Raw genomic sequence first — 16,295 nt, 5'->3', positions numbered from 1 at the left:
CAACCGAGGCTCAGCGCGCCGCCTCCTCGATCACCCCGGCGACGCCCTCTGCCTTCGAGATCAGTCCGGCATGGCTGGCGGCGATCTCGGTGACTTCGGCTTTCATGCGGCCGGCGAAGAAGCGCTGGGCGTCGGCCGGGATGGTGAGGTCATTAGTCGTCACGACATAGAAGTTCGGCTTATGGTGCCAGGCGGCCACTTGCGCCACGGCCTCGAAATTGGCGGGGTTCGATGGCAACTGCTTCTCAGCCAGCGCCTCGGCTTCGGCCTGGGGAAGATCGCCGGCGAAGGCGTTCGCGAAGGCGGCGGGATCGACGATCAGGCCGCCCTTGTCGTTCGGGCGGATGGCCTTGGCACCTTCGCTCGGCTGGCGGGCGGCCAGCAGCTTCCTAAGCGATTCACCCCTGTCCGGGCCGAAAGCCGACACGTAGACCAGCGACTTGACCTTTGCGACGTCACCGGCCTCGCCGATCACCACGCCACCCCAGGAATGGGCGACCAGCACGGTCGGGCCGTCCTGGGCATCGAGCGCGGCCTTGGTGGCGGCGACGTCGTCGGGAGCGAAGTGAGCGGGTTGGCGACCTGTATGACATGATAGCCCTTGGCGCCCAGGATGGCGGCGACCTTGTCCCAACTGGTCTCGCTTGCAAACGCGCCGTGGACGAGGACGATGTTCTTCGTCGGCTGTGCGAGGACGGGAGCGGCACCGAGAACAGCGGCGCTGAGCATGAGCGTTGACAGAATAGTTTTCATTTCCATCTCCATATGTTGTGCTAAGTTCTGGACGACCGGCAATATCAATTCCCGCGGTGCCGGATGCGGCACCGTGGACTGAAACTCTCCGTATCGTCTGGTTTTGATTGCATTTTCGCTTCAAGCGATGACTACAACATAGAGGCAGCCCGCATGACCGGCCATGATCACGTCTCTCAATCTCTTGCTCTGGCGTCCGAAAGCCAATTCCCGATGATGGCGTCGCGGGCGGACTTTCTGTCACAGATCCTCACGCTCATTCGCCTGCGCGGCGAACTCATTTTCTCGGCGGAGCTCCATGCGCCATGGGGGCTGAGGCTCGGCAACGGTTCAGGTTATTTCCATGTCGTCTCGGAAGGCGAACTCTGGCTCACGGCGAGCGATGGAAAGGCGGTTCATGCCGTGGCCGGCGACCTGCTCGTCATGCTCCAAGGAACGGGGCATGCGATCGGCACGCCGGGTGTGAAGCCAATTGAGGCTCGTAAGCTGCTGGAGGCGCAGTTGCGCGACGACAGCCTTTCGATCCGCCTCGAAGGCAATGGGCCCGTCACCCGCCTGGTGACCGGCGCCTTTCGCTTCGAGGGCGACAATATGCCCTCGATGCTCGCCGTTCTTCCCTCGGTGATCCATATTCAGGGATCGACCAAAGGAGAGGACCAAGAATGGCTCAAGGTCCTGGCCAACTCGCTTCTTTCCGAGGCCCAGGCGCCACATCCGGGCGCGGCAATCATGATCTCGCGGCTCATCGATGTACTCGTCATCCGCGCGATGCGCATCTGGGTCCGAACCGCGCCACCGGAGGAAAAGGGCTGGCTCGCTGCACTTGCGGATGCCCGCATCAGCCGGGCGCTGAAAGCCATTCACGACGAGCCTTTCCGTCGCAGACTCGTGGCAGAACTGGCCGCCATAGCAGGGATGTCGCGATCAAATTTCGCCGAGCGCTTCTCGACATTGGTCGGGGCGGGGCCACTCCACTACCAGACCCGCTGGCGCCTGCTGCTGGCAAGCGACATGCTCAGGCGCTCCGATGCACGGGTGAGCGAGGTGGCCCGCCGCGTCGGTTATGAGTCGGAGGCCGCGTTCAGCCGCGCCTTCAAGGCACAGTTCGGAATTCCACCTGTCATGACGCGGGTAAGCTGAGAAAACCCTTCGTGCCAATTCCCCAATTGGCCGCTATTGGCGCAAGCATGCGGCCTCGGCAATCCGCTTTCGAGCAGCCGCTTCTGTGAGTACTGAAGGGCGCAAAGCCGTATTTCAAAGATCTAGGCTGTGGTGACGATTTAACGAGTTGGGATTCCGTTTGAGGAGCAAATCAGATTCAACGCTGACTTTTGGAAGTTCAGCGATGGATGGTGAAGTTCTCAGGGATGATCAGTGGGAACGGTTGAAGCCGTTCGTGCCGGGTGGTCGCAGAGGCAAGCGGGGTCCACGCAGCGACGGACGGCGGTTCTTCGATGCGATCTTGTGGCTGGCGCGCTCCGGTGCACGTTGGCGCGACCTGCCCGCGGACCGTTTCGGCCCGTATCAGACAGTCAAACGGCGTTATTACCGCTGGATCGATCAAGGTGTATTCGACCAGGTGTTCGAAGCGGTGGCTGCCGAGCCGGATATGGAATGGCTGTCCATCGATGCCACCGTGATCCGAGCGCAGGCGCAAGCGGCTGGCGGACGCCGCAAAAGGGGGGACCGCAAGCCCAGGCTCTCGGCCGCTCTCGTGGCGGATTTGGCAGCAAAATCCATGCTGTAGTAGATGCCCTCGGGCTGCCGGTTCGTTTCCATCTCGGCCCAGGGCAGCAGAACGACATGGCTCCGGCTTGCGACCTCGTTCGGGGACTGCCAGCCAAACAAGTGCTCGCGGACCGCGCCTATGATGCCGACAGCCTGCACGACATCATCCTTGATCAGGGCGGTGAACCGGTCATTCCGCCGCGACGCCATCGAAAGCACCAGCATGCCTATGATCGCATTGCCTACAAGCAGCGCTGGGGCATCGAGAGTTTCGTCGCCAAGCTCAAACAGTGGCGACGCCTCGCCACACGCTATGACAAACTCGCCGCCAATTTCCTCGGTTTCATCAAGCTTGCAAGCATCATGCTGTGGCTCAAATAGTTAATTTGTCACCACAGCCTAGTCTTCGATATCAAAATGGCCGCCCCATAGCGGAACGCAGCGATGCCTGCCTTTGATAGGAATCGACCGTCCTGGTCGAACATGCTTATCAATTATTTAGGCATACCGTGCGGCGCAGGTTCTTTAGAACTTTGCAGCAAATTTATGGAGGAGCGACGGCTCCTCTTGCAAAAAGAAACCGAAACACGTTACCGCCGGCAGCCCCGGTGATTTTGACGCGAAAAGTCGCGGCGCCAGAACTTTTGTTGCGGCGGCGGTTTGGTGCAAGGATGCGCTTCGGTCCGCTCCTCAGCAACTATGGCGCAGCCGCCTTTCCGTCTGAACAAACTAGCCCCGCCAACCTGAACTGACCCCACGGGCCGCATGGATCTGTCTCTTATACTGCTGCTGCACCCCCTGTTCGCAGCGGCCGTGCGGTCCACCGAGCCCGACCGCCCCTAAGGGCGAAACGGTTGGTGCGTCACAGTACAGGAACCGCCGCCTCCCATTGTAGTTAACTACTCGGATCGTTGGAAAGCGTTGCCCTGCGCTTTTCGCGATCTACCCCCTCCACGGGGTTCGGGCCGCGCAGAGGGCAATGGTCAACTCCTTCTCCAACCCCTTCTGCGCGGCTCCCCTCTTGAGAGGGAGCGTATCTCTTGAGACGCTTGAAGCGTATCGGATTATCCGGTCGATCCAACATGACGTGAAGGACAAATGCCTTGATCCGGCTGCTGACCTGGCCGACTTTATCGCGGGGGCTGTTTGCAAAGGCGCTGCGGGCGACCGGCGGCGACGCCTTCCGCGGCAATCAGGCAGCACTCGGCGAGGTCATTGCGCTGCGGCCCATGTTCTGGTCCTCTTCCAATGCCATGGCCCACAATCCGCAGCCATGGGCGAATGGCGCCGTGCTGCCCGACATGGAAGCGGCGCTTTCTTACCGCACCTCCATGTCGACGTGCAAAAGCCCTAACTGGCGTTGGCGCTGTGCTCGGCTTCATCGAACTGTCTTGCCATCATCTCGCCCGCGTTGGATCAACATAGGGCGGCGATCGAGCGTCGTTCTGAGAGTTGAAACTCTCCTGCATCGCCCGTGGCGCGATCCGACCCTCATTGCAGCCGGCTCGATTATGTTGAGGTAATTCGCCGGACTTTCGTGCAGACTTAAAGAGGTTGCGCCGCTCGCTGCCGGATAGCCTCGAATGGTATCCGCCGGCAGTGAATGCTCGATTCGGGTGATCAGCACAAAGAAGGGCGACCTGATACATCCGGCGTAATTGGTCTGGTTTAGGAAATCGGGCGAAACGGCTAAACAAATATACTTCGGCATAATAGCTACGGTACTCCACGCAGAGTTAATGTTGCAACGGCCCAAAAAGAAACGCCCTCCCAACCCGGGCCGACTTGCCGCGCCGGCGTTTTGCTTGACCGTAAGACCCTCACCCCTGCCGGCGCGGCGCCTCTTAAACCATGAAACCGCATTGCAGCAGCTTTGCCTCTTCGCGGAACGGCCTTGACAACATGCACTGGAACCTGCGTCGGAGGAAGATCGCAGAGATGCGACCGCGCCAATTCCGAAGCATAGGCTCGTTGACATGAGAGGAAAGTCGGTGAAGCTTGATTGGATCTGCGATGCCGGCACCTCAGATGGTATGCGGGCAGCATCGAAGCGAGCGGTGTGCCATGGACGACACGGTCAAAGATGCGCAGAAGACCAGGAAGAACATGTTCGGACGGAAGCGCGGTTTCGCTTCCATCGGCCAGCAGACTTCGACTGACCTTCGGTACGACGAGCCACAATCCTCCTGGAGTGACGGCGATCGCATCTTTACACGAGAGCTGATCCGGAGCGTCAACGGCGCATCAAAAGCCGTTCTGAGGGTGCAGCTTGCAGCCGAACATCCCAGTCGAACCAGCCTCGATAGACTGGCCCACGAATATCGCCTGAAAGACGAACTCGACCGGGAGTGGGCAGCCAAACCGCTGGATTTCACAACGGAAAATGGTCGTATCGTGCTCGTCCTCGAAGATTGCGGCGGCGTGCCACTCCCGCAGTTGATGGAACGGCATAGCCATGGCATGGCCGCCGAACTCACTGTCTTTTTGCGTCTTGCCAAGGACATTGCGGCGGCAGTCGGCAAGGCTCACGGATGCGGCCTCATTCACAGGGACATCAAGCCGGCGAATATACTGGCGCACGAGGCGGAAGGGCGGGTCCGCCTCACGGGCTTCGGAGTGGCGTCGCATCTTTCTCGTGAGCGTCAGGCCGCCGAGCCCCCTGAGGTCATTGCTGGCAGCCTCGCATACATGGCGCCCGAACAAACGGGCCGCATGAACCGGTCGGTGGACTCGCGTAGTGACCTCTACGCCGTCGGCATCACGCTCTACGAAATGATCACCGGCCAGTTGCCCTTCACCGCCTCGGAGCCGATGGAATGGGTGCACTGCCACGTTGCCAGGCGACCGGTGCCGCCGTCCGAGCGTGTAAGAGAGCTACCAGGCGTTATCTCGGCAATCGTGATGAAGCTACTCGCCAAGAACGCAGAGGAACGCTACCAGACGGCCGCCGGGCTAGAGGCGGATCTGCGACGTGCCCTCGTCGAGAGCGAGAAATATGGGCGGATCGCAGAATTTCCGCTCGGGACACGCGATGTGCCGGACAGACTGGTGATTCCCGAGCGGCCCTACGGTCGCGAACGCGAGATCGCCGCCCTAACCTCCGCATTTGACCGGGTCGTCGCGGGCGCTGGGCCGACGCTGGTGCTGGTTTCGGGTCATGCCGGCGTGGGCAAATCCATGGTTGTGAATGAGCTCCACGGCGCGCTCGTGCCGGCGCGTGGGCTGTTTGCCTCCGGCAAATTCGACCAGAACCACCGTCACATTCCTTATGCGAGCGTAGCGCAGGCCCTGCAAGGCCTCGTCCGAGTGCTGCTGGGCAAGAGTGAAGCGGAACTCGCGCCCTGGCGCGCTGCTTTGACCGAAGAACTGGGCGCGAGCGGTCGGCTGATGGTAACGCTTATTCCGGAACTTGAATCTCTCATCGGCCGGCTTCCTGCGGTTGCGGACCTGCCGCCTCAGGACGCCAAACGCCGCTTCCAATTGAACATCAGGCGCCTACTGCGAGTGTTTGCAACAGCAGAACATCCGCTCACGCTGTTTCTAGACGATCTCCAATGGTTGGACGCAGCAACGCTCGATCTGCTTGAAGATTTGTGCACCCAGCAGGATATGCGTCACCTGCTGCTCATTGGCGCCTATCGCGACAACGAAGTATCGTCCACCCATCCGCTGATCCGCCGGCTGACAGCGATCCGGCAGGCCGGTGGCCAAGTGCATGAAACCGTACTGACACCGCTTAGGCTGGAAGATCTGACCCGGATGCTGGCCGACGCTCTTCATTGCGGAAGCAAGCGTGTCCAGCCGCTTGCGCGGCTAGTGCACAAGAAGAGCGGAGGCAATCCCTTCTTCGCGCTCCAGTTCCTGAGCACGCTGCCGGACGAAGGCCTGCTCGAATTCAATCGCGCAAAGACGCACTGGGATTGGGATCTCGATCGCATAGGAGCCAAAGGCTATACCGATAACGTCGTGGATCTTATGCTAAGCAAGCTGCGGCGCCTGCCCGATACCACGCAGGCTGCCTTGAACATGCTAGCGTGTCTCGGCAATCACGCGTCGGTTGATACCCTGGCTCTGATCAGGAGCGAAAATCGCGACGCGGTTCATGCAGCCTTTTGGGCCGCGGCGCGGGCCGGACTCGTGCTGCTTGAAGAGGGGTCATCATACCGCTTCCTGCACGATCGTGTTCAGGAGGCCGCGTATGGGCTGATCCCTAAAGATGAGCGGGCGGCAGCGCATCTTTCGATTGGCCGCCTCCTGCTGATCCATACGCCGCCGCAGGCACTCGAGGAGAATATTTTCGAGATTGTCGGCCAGCTCAACTGCGGCGGCGCGCTCATCGCGCCCGGTGAAGAGCGCGAGCGACTCGCGGACTTGAACCTGATTGCCACTCGCCGCGCCAAGGCATCGGCTGCATACGAATCGGCGCTGGCCTATGCCGGTACGGGTGCGGCTTACCTACCGAACGATGCCTGGGAGCGCCGATACGAACTCGCTTTCGCCCTCGAACTCCACAGGGCCGAATGCGAATTCTTGACCGGGGCACTGGCGGAGGCGCAGGCCCGCCTCGCAGAATTGGCAAGCCGCGCCACCAGCCTCGCCGATCTGGCCCGCGTCACGCGCCTGCGCGTCGACCTTTTCATGAGCCTGGGTCGGAGCGATCAGGCCATCATATTCGGCCTCGACTACCTGCACCGGGTCGGCATTTCGTGGTCGTCCCACCCGACCAGGAGCCAGGTGCGCCAGGAATACGCGCGGCTTTGGCGACAACTCGGGGGCCGCCCTATCGAAGCGCTGCTTAACTCGCCCCCTATGGCGGACCCGGTCGCGCTCGCGACTATGGACGTTCTGACTTCACTTGTTACTCCGGCCCTGTTTACCAACGAGAATCTGCGCTGCCTCGTTATCGGGCGAATGGGCAACATCAGCCTCAAGCACGGCAACAGCGACACATCGCCTTATGCCTTCACTGCTGTGGGCACGGTGCTCGGGCCCTATTTTGCCAACTATGAAGCCGGTTTTCGTTTCGGCCTGCTCGGACTGGACCTGACGGAACGGCCTGGAATGGAACGCCTGAAGGCACGAGTCTACCTCGCCTTCGGTAACCTTGCGAAATCGTCGTCGCGTCATGTCCGCACCGGCCGTGCACTTGCGCAGCGCGTATTCGAAACGGCCCAGCAGGTCGGCGATCTCACCTACGCCGTCTTAAGCCGGAATAACCTTGTCACGTATCTTCTGGCCGCTGGCGAGCCCCTCTCGCAGGTTCAGCGCGACGCGGAAGCCGGCCTGGACTTCGCGCGTCAGGCCGGCTTCGGAGTCGCCGTTGGTTTCATCAGTGGGCAGCTCCAACTCATCCGAACGCTTCGCGGGCTGACGCCAATCTTCGGATGCTTCAACGATGAAAGGTTCGACGAGCAGCAATTCGAACTTAAGACCGACGGCAAGCCGGGCAGTTGCCTGTACTGGATCCGCAAGCTACAGGCATGTGTATTTGCCGGGGATATCCTCACAGCACTTTCGGCAGCGGCGAAAGCAGAAAGCCTCCTCTGGATGACTCCCGCTATTTTCGAGCGGGCGGAATACCACTTCTACACCGGCCTTTCATTGGCCTCTGCTTTGCCAGGATCGACTACTGAAACAGCTCTTTATCGCAAGGCCATACGCGCTCACCACCGGCAGCTCGACACTTGGGCCGCGCACTGCCCGGAAAATTTCGCAAGCCGCGCATCATTGCTTGGCGCAGAGATCGCCCGCTTGGGAAGCCGTGAGTTGCATGCCGAGCGCCTCTACGAACAGGCGATCCAGTTGGCGCATGCGCACGCGCTCCCACACGATGAAGCGATCGCGTATGAGCGCGCTTCCGCCTTTTATCGGGCGCGCGGCTTCGACCAGATTGCTCGCCTCTATCTTCAAAACGCCCGTCGCTGTTATCTCAGTTGGGGAGCCGACGGCAAGGTGCGGCAGCTCGAAGAAGCCTATCCCCAACTGCGGGATGGACAATCGGCACCGGCTGCAACAAGCACGATCGAAGCGCCGATCGAGCATCTCGACCTTGCCACCGTCATCAAGGTGTCGCAAGCAGTCTCCAGCGAAATCGTCGTCGAGAAGCTGATCGATGCGGTCCTGCGAATGGCCGTCGAGCAGGCGGGCGCCGAACGTGGCCTTCTGATCCTGTCGCGTGGCGGCGAACCGCGGATTGCCGCTGAGGCGACGATCCGCGGCGAAGCGGTCCTCATAGAGTTGCGTAATGAGGCCATCGCCGGCGTGATGCCGGAATCAGTTCTCAATTACGTCCTGCGTATGCGGGAAATCGTCTGCCTCGACGATGCGTCGGCTGAAAACGCCTTTGCGGCCGATCCCTATATCCGCCATCGCGCGGCCAGATCCATTCTCTGTTTGCCACTGATCAATCACGCGAAGCTGATCGGTGCGCTGTATCTGGAAAACACTCTGGCGGGCCGTGTCTTCGCGCCGGGGCGCATACCGGTGTTGAAGCTGATCGCCTCGCAAGCCGCCAGCACGCTCGAAATCACCGGACTTTACCGCGACCTGGCAGAACGTGAAGCGCGAATAGGCCGGCTTGTCGAAGCGAACATCATCGGAATTTTTATCCGAGATATCGGCGGTCGGATTATCGAGGCCAACGAGGCGTTCCTGCAAATGGTGGGCTACAACCGTGACGAACTCTTGGCGGGTCAGCTGCTCGATAAAGAGCTGACACTGCCGGAATGGCGCGAGCGTGACGCCGAAGCCGAGAGCGAGCTGAGAGTGACCGGCAGCGTCCGCCCCTTTGAAAAGGCGTACCGGCGAAAGGACGGCGGTCACGTACCCGTGATGATCGGTGAGGCAAGTTTCGAGGGGGCCGGGAGCCAGGCCGTGGCCTTCGTGCTCGACCTGTCCGAGAGCAAGCGAGCAGAGGAGAGGCTGCGGGCAAGCGAAACTCGCTTTCGGACCTTCGTCGACCATGCCACCGATGCATTTTTCCTCCATACCGACGATCTGACCGTCATAGACGTCAACCGCCAAGCCTGTGAAAGCCTCGGTTACAGCCGGGAGGAATTGATTGGCATGCATCCGCGCGTCTTTGACGGAGCGATCGACGAAAAGGCGCTTGCGACATTGGTGGATCGCGTCGACGCTGGACAGCCAATGTCTTTCGAAACGCTCCACCGGCGCAAGGACGGAACCACGTTTCCGGTCGAGGTTCGCGTCGGTAAATTCCGACAGGAAGAGCAATGGTTTCGACTTTCGCTGGCGCGTGACATCACCGACCGCAGGCAAGCCGAGGATGCTATTCAGCTTGCGCGAGCAGAACTTGCCCATGTAAGCAGGCTGACCACTATGGGAGAACTTGTAGCCTCCATCGCCCACGAGGTCAGACAGCCGCTCACCGGGCTAGTCAGCAGCGGCAATGCCTGCCTTCGCTATCTCGACGCAGACCCTCGTGACATCGTCTCCGCCCGTCGCGCCATCGAGCGCATGATCAGCGACGCTTTTCGCGCATCTGAAGTCATCGACCGGATTCGGGCAATGGCGAAGAAATCACCCGAACGCAGGGACAGGCTGAACGTCAACGATATCGTGTCCGAGACGATTGCGCTGGTGTCCACGGACCTCGAACGCAGTGCGGTGTCGCTTCGTACAAACCTCTCCGACGGCTTGCCCCCGATCGTAGGGGACCAAGTGCAAATCCAGCAGGTGATCCTGAACCTTATCATGAACGCCAACGACGCGATGGCGGCGATGCCAAAAGGAGCGCGCGAACTCGTTGTAAGCACTGAAAAGGCAGCACCCAATACCGTTTTAGTGGCAGTCCGCGATAGCGGTCCTATCCTCGACCTGGCGAAGATCGGCGATATATTCGAGGCGTTCTACAGTACCAAACCCAAGGGTATGGGCATGGGCCTGACGATCAGTCGTTCGATCATAGAGGCTCACAAAGGCCACCTCTGGGCCACGCCAAACGCGCCCCACGGTGCGATTTTTCAGTTTACATTACCAACCGAGGAGAAATAATGGATCCATGTCCGGGGCGCCGCCTGACCGGCGTAAAACTTGGGGACATGGATGAAGGAGATTGTCTACATCATTGATGATGACGTATCTGTCCGCGAAGGCCTCGGCGATCTCCTGCGCTCGGTTGGACTTGAGGTACTGACATTCGCTTCCAGCCAGGAGTTTTTGGATAGCAAGCGCCCTGACGTTCCGGGCTGCCTCATTCTCGATGTAAGGCTGCCGGGGCGGAGTGGCCTGGAATTTCAGAGCATGCTCACTTCACTTGGAATTGAGCTTCCGGTCATCTTTATCAGTGCCCACAGCGACATTCCGATCTCTGTGCGGGCGATGAAAGCCGGCGCTATCGAATTCCTGACGAAGCCGCTGCGCGAACAGGAATTACTCGATGCCGCCTATGCCGGAATCGAGCGCGATTGCGCTCGGAGGCAGGAAGTCGCGCTCATTGCCGAGCTTCAGTCCCGCTATAATTCCTTGACGCCGCGCGAGCGCGAGATCATGCACCTAGTGGTCGCGGGCAGCGTCAACAAGCAAATCGCTGCTGAAGTGGGCCTGAGCGAGGTGACCGTCAAGGTTCATCGCGGCCACGTCATGCGGAAGATGCAGGCGAGATCTCTCGTTGACCTGGTCCGGATGGCGGACAGCCTCGGATTGACGACGAAGCCGGCGTGGGTCAGGTAGGCTCACGTATCTAGACCAAAGTATCGGGCGTCTGCCACGGGTGGATAGTCAAGGCGCCAATTCGGCTGGTCGCTTATCTCTTTCGGCAATACGTTCCGAACGCCGTCGGCTCTATCCTCTTACCAGCTGAAAAAACATGCAGAGACAGGAAAGACGTTATCGCGTCTCGGTGCAAGGATCTCGTCGGGTCCGCGCATCCAGCACGCTCATCGATGTTGACGCAACGCGAGTAACGAAAGACCGAGAAAGGGTATCATCCATGCAAAATCAGAGATACGCCCTGCAGAAGAACCTCAACATCTACTGGACGGTAATCGATACGATTTCAGACCGGAAAGCACTTGTGGATGGCTTCGTTAGGGACATGCTTACCGCCGATGAGGCCGAAGAATTGGTCAACATGCTGAACCGTGCAGAATCCAATGCTATCCTTGCGCCTGGCCAGAGGGAGCATCGCGATCGAAGACGACAGTAACTCTTCGATCGCATCTAGCCGACCGCTCGTCCCATAGGCTGTGACGAGGGGATGATAGAGGGCGCTGACACTCTAAAGGTGCCTCGCTGTCGGAAAACTGCGACCGGCTGCTATATTAGAAAGGGCCGGGCAGAGCCCGGCCCCTGAGATTGGCCCATACGTCGCCGACTGAGGCTAATTAGCGATTGCCGCCACTGGAGTTTTCGCCGCCCTTTTTGCCGGCTTCGGAAGCACGCTCCGGATCGTTCTTGAAGTTGCCGCCGGATGCCTGACCGCCTTTGCTGGCGATGTCCTTCTGCTTTTCATCATCCATCGATGCGAAGCCGCGCTTGGACGTATCGCCGCCGGACTGGTTTCCACTTTGGTTTGCCATTCTATTTCTCCTTACTCAGGGATCATTCCCTGGTAAGCGAACCTCAAATATCCGAGAAGGTTTCCTGTTGGTCTTACACCGTACAAAGTCGACTGGAACGCCTTCAGACGACGGCTGGTCCGCTCGGAAGGTTATCGAGCCGCGTCCCGATAAGCCTCAACAACTCCAACCGCGATGCGGGTTTTGAGATAAAGGCGACGCCCGTTTCGAGGTCGTCATGAGACAGCGCGATAAGGCCGGAAGTGACAATCACCTTGGTGGACGGCCAATCCGCCCTAACTTTCTTGACAAGGCCCAGGCCATCCATGGAACCGGGCATATCGATATCGGTGAATAGCGCGTCGATGTCGTTCCGTCTGAGGAAGACCATAGCTTCGTCCGCGTTCGCAGCCTCAAGAACCTGGTGCCCAGCCCGCTCGAGAAAATCGACCGTATCGTAGCGCAGTATAGGTTCGTCCTCAACGACCAGAACGTTTGAACCGCGTTGGGCCTGCAAAGGGTCGGCCCTCGTGCGATTGATGACTTCCTGCCCATCGGAAGAGGCCTTGGTCTCCTCCAGGAGGCGCCGCTCCAGCACAGCCTGCTGCCAATGCATTTCATCTGCCCCGAACGGGCAGCCCGCCAATTCCCACAAGGCATAAGCCCGTGTTGCTATCCATTCGTCAGCGTTGCCGGTCATGGTCCCTAGGTCCTCTAATCAAAATGTTTCCAGCGAGACTTGATTTGTGAAACACATGCCGGTTTCTCCTGTCTCGCCGCCCGCGCCAAACTTCGAAAGACTTAAACGGGTTCCTCGCGCGAACGATTTTTAGCCGTCGACAGTAACCGAACTTCGCCGGCGGTGGTCTCTATGCTGGCGAATGAAAATCGCGGATCGACGTGTCTCCCCAATGTCGCTCAAGGCCCTTTTTCAGAGGAATTGGGGGCCCTGGTCGCCTGCCTTTCCGCGGGCGCCGTAATCTGCCGGGTCAGACAATCGAGATGCCGCTGGGCCTCTCGCCGGGCGCCGATTGCTTTCGCCAATGGCTTCAAAACGCAGATGTCGATCATGGTGCATCCCCGGGGCTTCGCCAGCCGATGAAGGAAGACCCCTCCTATTTTCAAATTTCGCTTATAGATTCGGCCCGACGCTCGAAGACTAGAGAATGCTGGCGCCAGCGATACTTGGGGCTAGGTTCGCCGCCCCAGAAGGGCCAGACCATCGGCGAGCATACGCTTCAAGATCAGTTTTCTGCTTTCCGGTGCGGCAAAAGCAGCTTCGGGGATAGGAACAGCAGCAGGCGATGGATTGATGGTTCCGGAGGGCGAGACCGGAAGCGGCTGTTCGGTCATCGCGGCGACAACGACGTGCGTGATCGTTGTTTCATCCGATTTTACCGCGACGGTGACCTGTCCTCCGGAGCGAAGTCGGTCGACGCCCGTTTGAGCGGCTTCTTGCTCATCTTGAGCTTCGACCAGCGATGTCTGCGTCACCAGAAAAAATGGCATGTGTTCCTGCAATGTGTTTTACGCAGATCTCATCCGCAAAGCGGTTGCGGTCAAGATGCGGCTCCTAATTTGCGGGCGCCTCCAATACAAAAAAAGGCGCTCGACCCGTGGGGGGAGCGCCTTCTGTATGTCGGATGGCAACGTCTCACGCGCGCTCGGCGCTCAAAAGCCGATCGGCAAAGTAGCGCGATGGCGTGGTCCCAAGCGCCTTCCTGAACATGACGATGAAGGCGGTCGTGGATTCGTACCCTAATTCGCCTGCCACCTGTTGGACTGTCGCACCGCCGGCAAGTTCACGCAGAGCGATGACTAGATGTAGCTGGCGCCGCCAACGGCCGAAGCTCAACCCTGTCTGTTGGACCATAAGCCTCTTCAACGATCGTTCACTGACGGCGACATGCTCAGCCCACTGGCCGAGGGTACGGCGGTCGCTCGGGTTTGCCAAAAGCGCCGCAGCGATCAAGGCGATCTTTGGATGATCAGATACAGGTAGCTCCAGCCTCTCACGCGGCATCAGCGCGAGCTCATCGAGCATGACCCGCACGAGGCGGTCACCATGAGCGTCACGCGCATCAGTTTCTGACAGTTCCGCTACCCGGTGTATCATCTCCCGAAGCATCGGCGATACCGCAAGCGTGCAGCATTCAGCCGGAAGCATGGCCGCGCCGGGGTCGACAAACAGGTATGTTAGACGAGCATTGGACGTGACCTGATTGCTGTGCGGAACGCCGCCGGGTACCCAAAGTCCGCAGTCTGGCGGAACGATCCAGACACCACTTTCCGCTGTGCAGGTCACCGCGCCATGTAGCGCCAAGATCAGTTGACCCTGCCGGTGCTGGTGCTGGTGCCCCTCGGCTTCATAGTCGGCGAAGTCCATCCTGATTGCCATCGCCGGCCCATGCGAGAGGGTCAGATCGCAAGCAGTACTGCAGGGAGCTAGCTTATTTGACGATTGGCCTGATTTCGAGATCATATGGCATTATCTCCAATTTTGACGCGCGGCGCAATCCTTTAGGATCTTGTTCAAACAACTCTAGGAGATTAGCTATGCGTATCGCTGTGGTTGGCGCGACTGGCAGGATCGGTGTCAAACTAACCGAGAACCTCTTGACCAAAGGCCATTCAGTCAAAGCTCTTTCGAGAGGAGGGCCCGCCCTCGATGCACTTGTCGCGAAAGGAGCAGAACCGTTCTTTGGCAGCTTCGACACAGGTGATGGTGAGCTTGGCAGATTCTTCGAAGACGCTGACGCCGCGTTCCTGATGGTCAAAACCATTTGGGAGGCGGAGGACTTTCATGGGCACTACCCTGCGGTAGCGCTTCGGCTTTTTGACGCACTTCGGGATTCCCCGGTGAAACTGGCCGTGAGCCTGACGGCAATGGGATCCGAGCTCAGCGGAAACACCGGCCATTTCCAGGGCTTTCATATCCTGGATCAGATCCTCAACCGGTTACGCGGCATCAATCTGGTGCACCTGCAGGGTGGCTGGTTCATGGAGGACCTGTCCAGGTGGGTCGACTCGATCGCGCAGCACGATAGGATCGGTTGGACGCTTGACCCCAACGTCAAAGCTCCTTGGATTGCCATTGAGGATATCGCGGATATCGCCGCGAACGAGTTCGACACGCCGATCGACCAGCACCGGTCGGTGAAGCAGCTGGGCATCGATTACACGATGCCCGAGATCGCCGCGATGATCGGCCGGGCACTCGGTAGGGAGGTGGATTATCGCTCCGTCGATCCGAGCGATCGCGAGGTTGAAACGGTGTTCCGGGAGAGGTTCGGAACGCTTGATCGGTGGGTCTATGATAAGAACACCTCGGCTGCTCTCAACGATGGGCGTATAAAGTTCCACGATGATCGTCCGGCGCTGCCCACGACAATGGAAGGATTCGTCAGGGACACCCTCAGACCATTGATCGAGAAGGCGCGGACGGATGGCGTCAAACCAGAGACCTTCCTAACGTGGAGTTTACAAGGATAGCCGCTGAGTTAGATCGCCGCCTGATAGAGCTCGCCGCGCATCGGGAATGCGAGGCGAAACAGCATGAGCACAGATCCCGAGACCCGGAGAGCCATCGCGCAGCGTGCAATCGATCGCGCGAAAGCACGTGGTGTGCCGATCGACACGGATCCCGCCTTCCTGGGCGGGATCTCGGCGGCGGCGCGCCTTGCTCCGGATTGGTACATCAACGTCACCGTTGCGGCCCCGGACTTTTCCCGCGTCGTCACGTCTGGCGCGTGAGGACGGGCTAGCCCCACTTCTCGCAGCTCTCGTCCCCTTTCCATGCACGCTCACTCGCCCCGCGACCTCTGAACTGACCCCCGAAGGTTGATGTCCAACTTTCGGGGGTCAGTTCACCTCGCGGGGCCTTTTTTGTCGTACCGGAACTATCGTCACTCATCGACTGTTATGTACTGCCGATCGCGCAGAGGGCCGGGCCCCTGCCACCCCCTGCACTCTGCGCCATCCTCAACAAGGGGGGCTGCGGAGGTCGTGTTTTTTGCAGATGCTGGACGAAGACGAATTCACCGTCCTTTTCACAAAACGGATTTGGGAGCTCTCGGCCGAAAAAGGTTTGCCGTTTGGCAAGGAACCCTCTGAATATGCGCGGACCGTTGCGCGGGCTTACTGGCTATCGCTCCATGCAGAAGGCTTAAGCCCTGAAGACTGTGCCGACGAGGACGCCTCCTATTGGCCCTGAAACCCATCACCGGCCACCATAGGATATGGGCGCCGATTATCTAGCCTGACATCGCCGACGAGATCCGAATGGCACGTAATCTG

General features: G+C 59.5%; 12 protein-coding genes and 2 pseudogenes. 9 read left to right on the top strand and 5 right to left on the bottom strand.

The features are described 5' to 3' along the window. Window positions 1–10 precede the first annotated feature (10 nt). Window positions 11–753: pseudogene (locus RLEG4DRAFT_RS42310) on the bottom strand (alpha/beta hydrolase). A 153-nt stretch (window positions 754–906) separates the two neighbouring features. Here RLEG4DRAFT_RS42310 and RLEG4DRAFT_RS03815 point away from each other — a divergent pair. The 6 genes and pseudogenes from RLEG4DRAFT_RS03815 to RLEG4DRAFT_RS03790 all read left to right on the top strand — a co-directional run bounded on the left by RLEG4DRAFT_RS03815 (window position 907) and on the right by RLEG4DRAFT_RS03790 (window position 11,647). Next, window positions 907–1,893, top strand: coding sequence for an AraC family transcriptional regulator (locus tag RLEG4DRAFT_RS03815; protein WP_003575337.1), 987 nt, complete (start codon window positions 907–909; stop codon window positions 1,891–1,893). 205 nt (window positions 1,894–2,098) lie between these two features. Then, window positions 2,099–2,862 (top strand): IS5 family transposase gene (locus RLEG4DRAFT_RS38395; protein ID WP_088941446.1). Its coding sequence is split into 2 segments (ribosomal slippage): window positions 2,099–2,429 and window positions 2,429–2,862, totalling 765 coding nucleotides; the frame shifts between segments, so codons are not numbered across the junction. 758 nt (window positions 2,863–3,620) lie between these two features. Next, window positions 3,621–3,818, top strand: a pseudogene (locus RLEG4DRAFT_RS39675) (4-hydroxyphenylacetate 3-hydroxylase C-terminal domain-containing protein); the annotation flags it as partial. Between the two features lie 727 nt (window positions 3,819–4,545). Then, complete coding sequence (locus RLEG4DRAFT_RS03800) at window positions 4,546–10,494, top strand: AAA family ATPase (protein WP_003575332.1); 5,949 nt, start codon at window positions 4,546–4,548, stop codon at window positions 10,492–10,494. 51 nt (window positions 10,495–10,545) lie between these two features. Further along, window positions 10,546–11,172 (top strand): response regulator transcription factor, encoded by a 627-nt coding sequence (locus RLEG4DRAFT_RS03795; RefSeq protein ID WP_003575329.1) that lies wholly within the window; start codon window positions 10,546–10,548, stop codon window positions 11,170–11,172. A gap of 259 nt (window positions 11,173–11,431) precedes the next feature. After that, entirely contained in the window at window positions 11,432–11,647 is a 216-nt protein-coding gene (locus RLEG4DRAFT_RS03790) for a hypothetical protein (protein ID WP_003575327.1), read from the top strand. 178 nt (window positions 11,648–11,825) lie between these two features. Here the strand turns inward: RLEG4DRAFT_RS03790 and RLEG4DRAFT_RS03785 are convergent, their stop codons facing one another. The 4 genes from RLEG4DRAFT_RS03785 to RLEG4DRAFT_RS03770 form a co-directional block, all read right to left on the bottom strand. Then, entirely contained in the window at window positions 11,826–12,020 is a 195-nt protein-coding gene (locus RLEG4DRAFT_RS03785) for a general stress protein (RefSeq protein WP_003575325.1), read from the bottom strand. 103 nt (window positions 12,021–12,123) lie between these two features. Beyond that, a complete protein-coding gene (locus tag RLEG4DRAFT_RS03780; RefSeq protein ID WP_003575322.1) occupies window positions 12,124–12,699 on the bottom strand; it encodes a response regulator in 576 nt (191 codons plus the stop codon). 491 nt (window positions 12,700–13,190) lie between these two features. Continuing rightward, a complete protein-coding gene (locus RLEG4DRAFT_RS39920; RefSeq protein ID WP_037093198.1) occupies window positions 13,191–13,508 on the bottom strand; it encodes a hypothetical protein in 318 nt (105 codons plus the stop codon). A gap of 145 nt (window positions 13,509–13,653) precedes the next feature. After that, window positions 13,654–14,481, bottom strand: a complete 828-nt coding sequence (locus RLEG4DRAFT_RS03770; RefSeq protein WP_003575317.1) for an AraC family transcriptional regulator — start codon at window positions 14,479–14,481, stop codon at window positions 13,654–13,656. Window positions 14,482–14,555: 74 nt separating this feature from the next. On the opposite strand from RLEG4DRAFT_RS03770, the gene RLEG4DRAFT_RS03765 reads away from it, so the two are divergent. The 3 genes from RLEG4DRAFT_RS03765 to RLEG4DRAFT_RS03755 all read left to right on the top strand — a co-directional run bounded on the left by RLEG4DRAFT_RS03765 (window position 14,556) and on the right by RLEG4DRAFT_RS03755 (window position 16,212). Then, window positions 14,556–15,491: an NmrA family NAD(P)-binding protein gene (locus RLEG4DRAFT_RS03765; RefSeq protein ID WP_003575315.1), complete on the top strand. Its 936-nt coding sequence runs from the start codon at window positions 14,556–14,558 to the stop codon at window positions 15,489–15,491. A 63-nt stretch (window positions 15,492–15,554) separates the two neighbouring features. After that, window positions 15,555–15,752, top strand: coding sequence for a hypothetical protein (locus RLEG4DRAFT_RS38375; protein ID WP_003575312.1), 198 nt, complete (start codon window positions 15,555–15,557; stop codon window positions 15,750–15,752). A 265-nt stretch (window positions 15,753–16,017) separates the two neighbouring features. Continuing rightward, on the top strand, window positions 16,018–16,212 hold the full coding sequence (locus tag RLEG4DRAFT_RS03755; protein WP_051040877.1) for a hypothetical protein: 195 nt from the start codon (window positions 16,018–16,020) through the stop codon (window positions 16,210–16,212). Window positions 16,213–16,295: the final 83 nt, after the last annotated feature.

This window comes from Rhizobium leguminosarum bv. trifolii WSM2297 (assembly GCF_000271845.1).
The sequence above is the reverse complement of the archived record's forward strand: the minus strand, read 5'-3'. Positions and strand labels throughout refer to the sequence as shown.

What these genes read in the sequence shown, in the direction of transcription:
- RLEG4DRAFT_RS03815 (WP_003575337.1), top strand. Translation starts at nt 907, where the DNA reads ATGACCGGCCATGATCACGTCTCTCAATCTCTTGCTCTGGCGTCCGAA.
- RLEG4DRAFT_RS03800 (WP_003575332.1), top strand. Translation starts at nt 4,546, where the DNA reads ATGGACGACACGGTCAAAGATGCGCAGAAGACCAGGAAGAACATGTTC.
- RLEG4DRAFT_RS03795 (WP_003575329.1), top strand. Translation starts at nt 10,546, where the DNA reads ATGAAGGAGATTGTCTACATCATTGATGATGACGTATCTGTCCGCGAA.
- RLEG4DRAFT_RS03790 (WP_003575327.1), top strand. Translation starts at nt 11,432, where the DNA reads ATGCAAAATCAGAGATACGCCCTGCAGAAGAACCTCAACATCTACTGG.
- RLEG4DRAFT_RS03785 (WP_003575325.1), bottom strand. Translation starts at nt 12,020, where the DNA reads ATGGCAAACCAAAGTGGAAACCAGTCCGGCGGCGATACGTCCAAGCGC.
- RLEG4DRAFT_RS03780 (WP_003575322.1), bottom strand. Translation starts at nt 12,699, where the DNA reads ATGACCGGCAACGCTGACGAATGGATAGCAACACGGGCTTATGCCTTG.
- RLEG4DRAFT_RS39920 (WP_037093198.1), bottom strand. Translation starts at nt 13,508, where the DNA reads ATGCCATTTTTTCTGGTGACGCAGACATCGCTGGTCGAAGCTCAAGAT.
- RLEG4DRAFT_RS03770 (WP_003575317.1), bottom strand. Translation starts at nt 14,481, where the DNA reads ATGATCTCGAAATCAGGCCAATCGTCAAATAAGCTAGCTCCCTGCAGT.
- RLEG4DRAFT_RS03765 (WP_003575315.1), top strand. Translation starts at nt 14,556, where the DNA reads ATGCGTATCGCTGTGGTTGGCGCGACTGGCAGGATCGGTGTCAAACTA.
- RLEG4DRAFT_RS38375 (WP_003575312.1), top strand. Translation starts at nt 15,555, where the DNA reads ATGAGCACAGATCCCGAGACCCGGAGAGCCATCGCGCAGCGTGCAATC.
- RLEG4DRAFT_RS03755 (WP_051040877.1), top strand. Translation starts at nt 16,018, where the DNA reads ATGCTGGACGAAGACGAATTCACCGTCCTTTTCACAAAACGGATTTGG.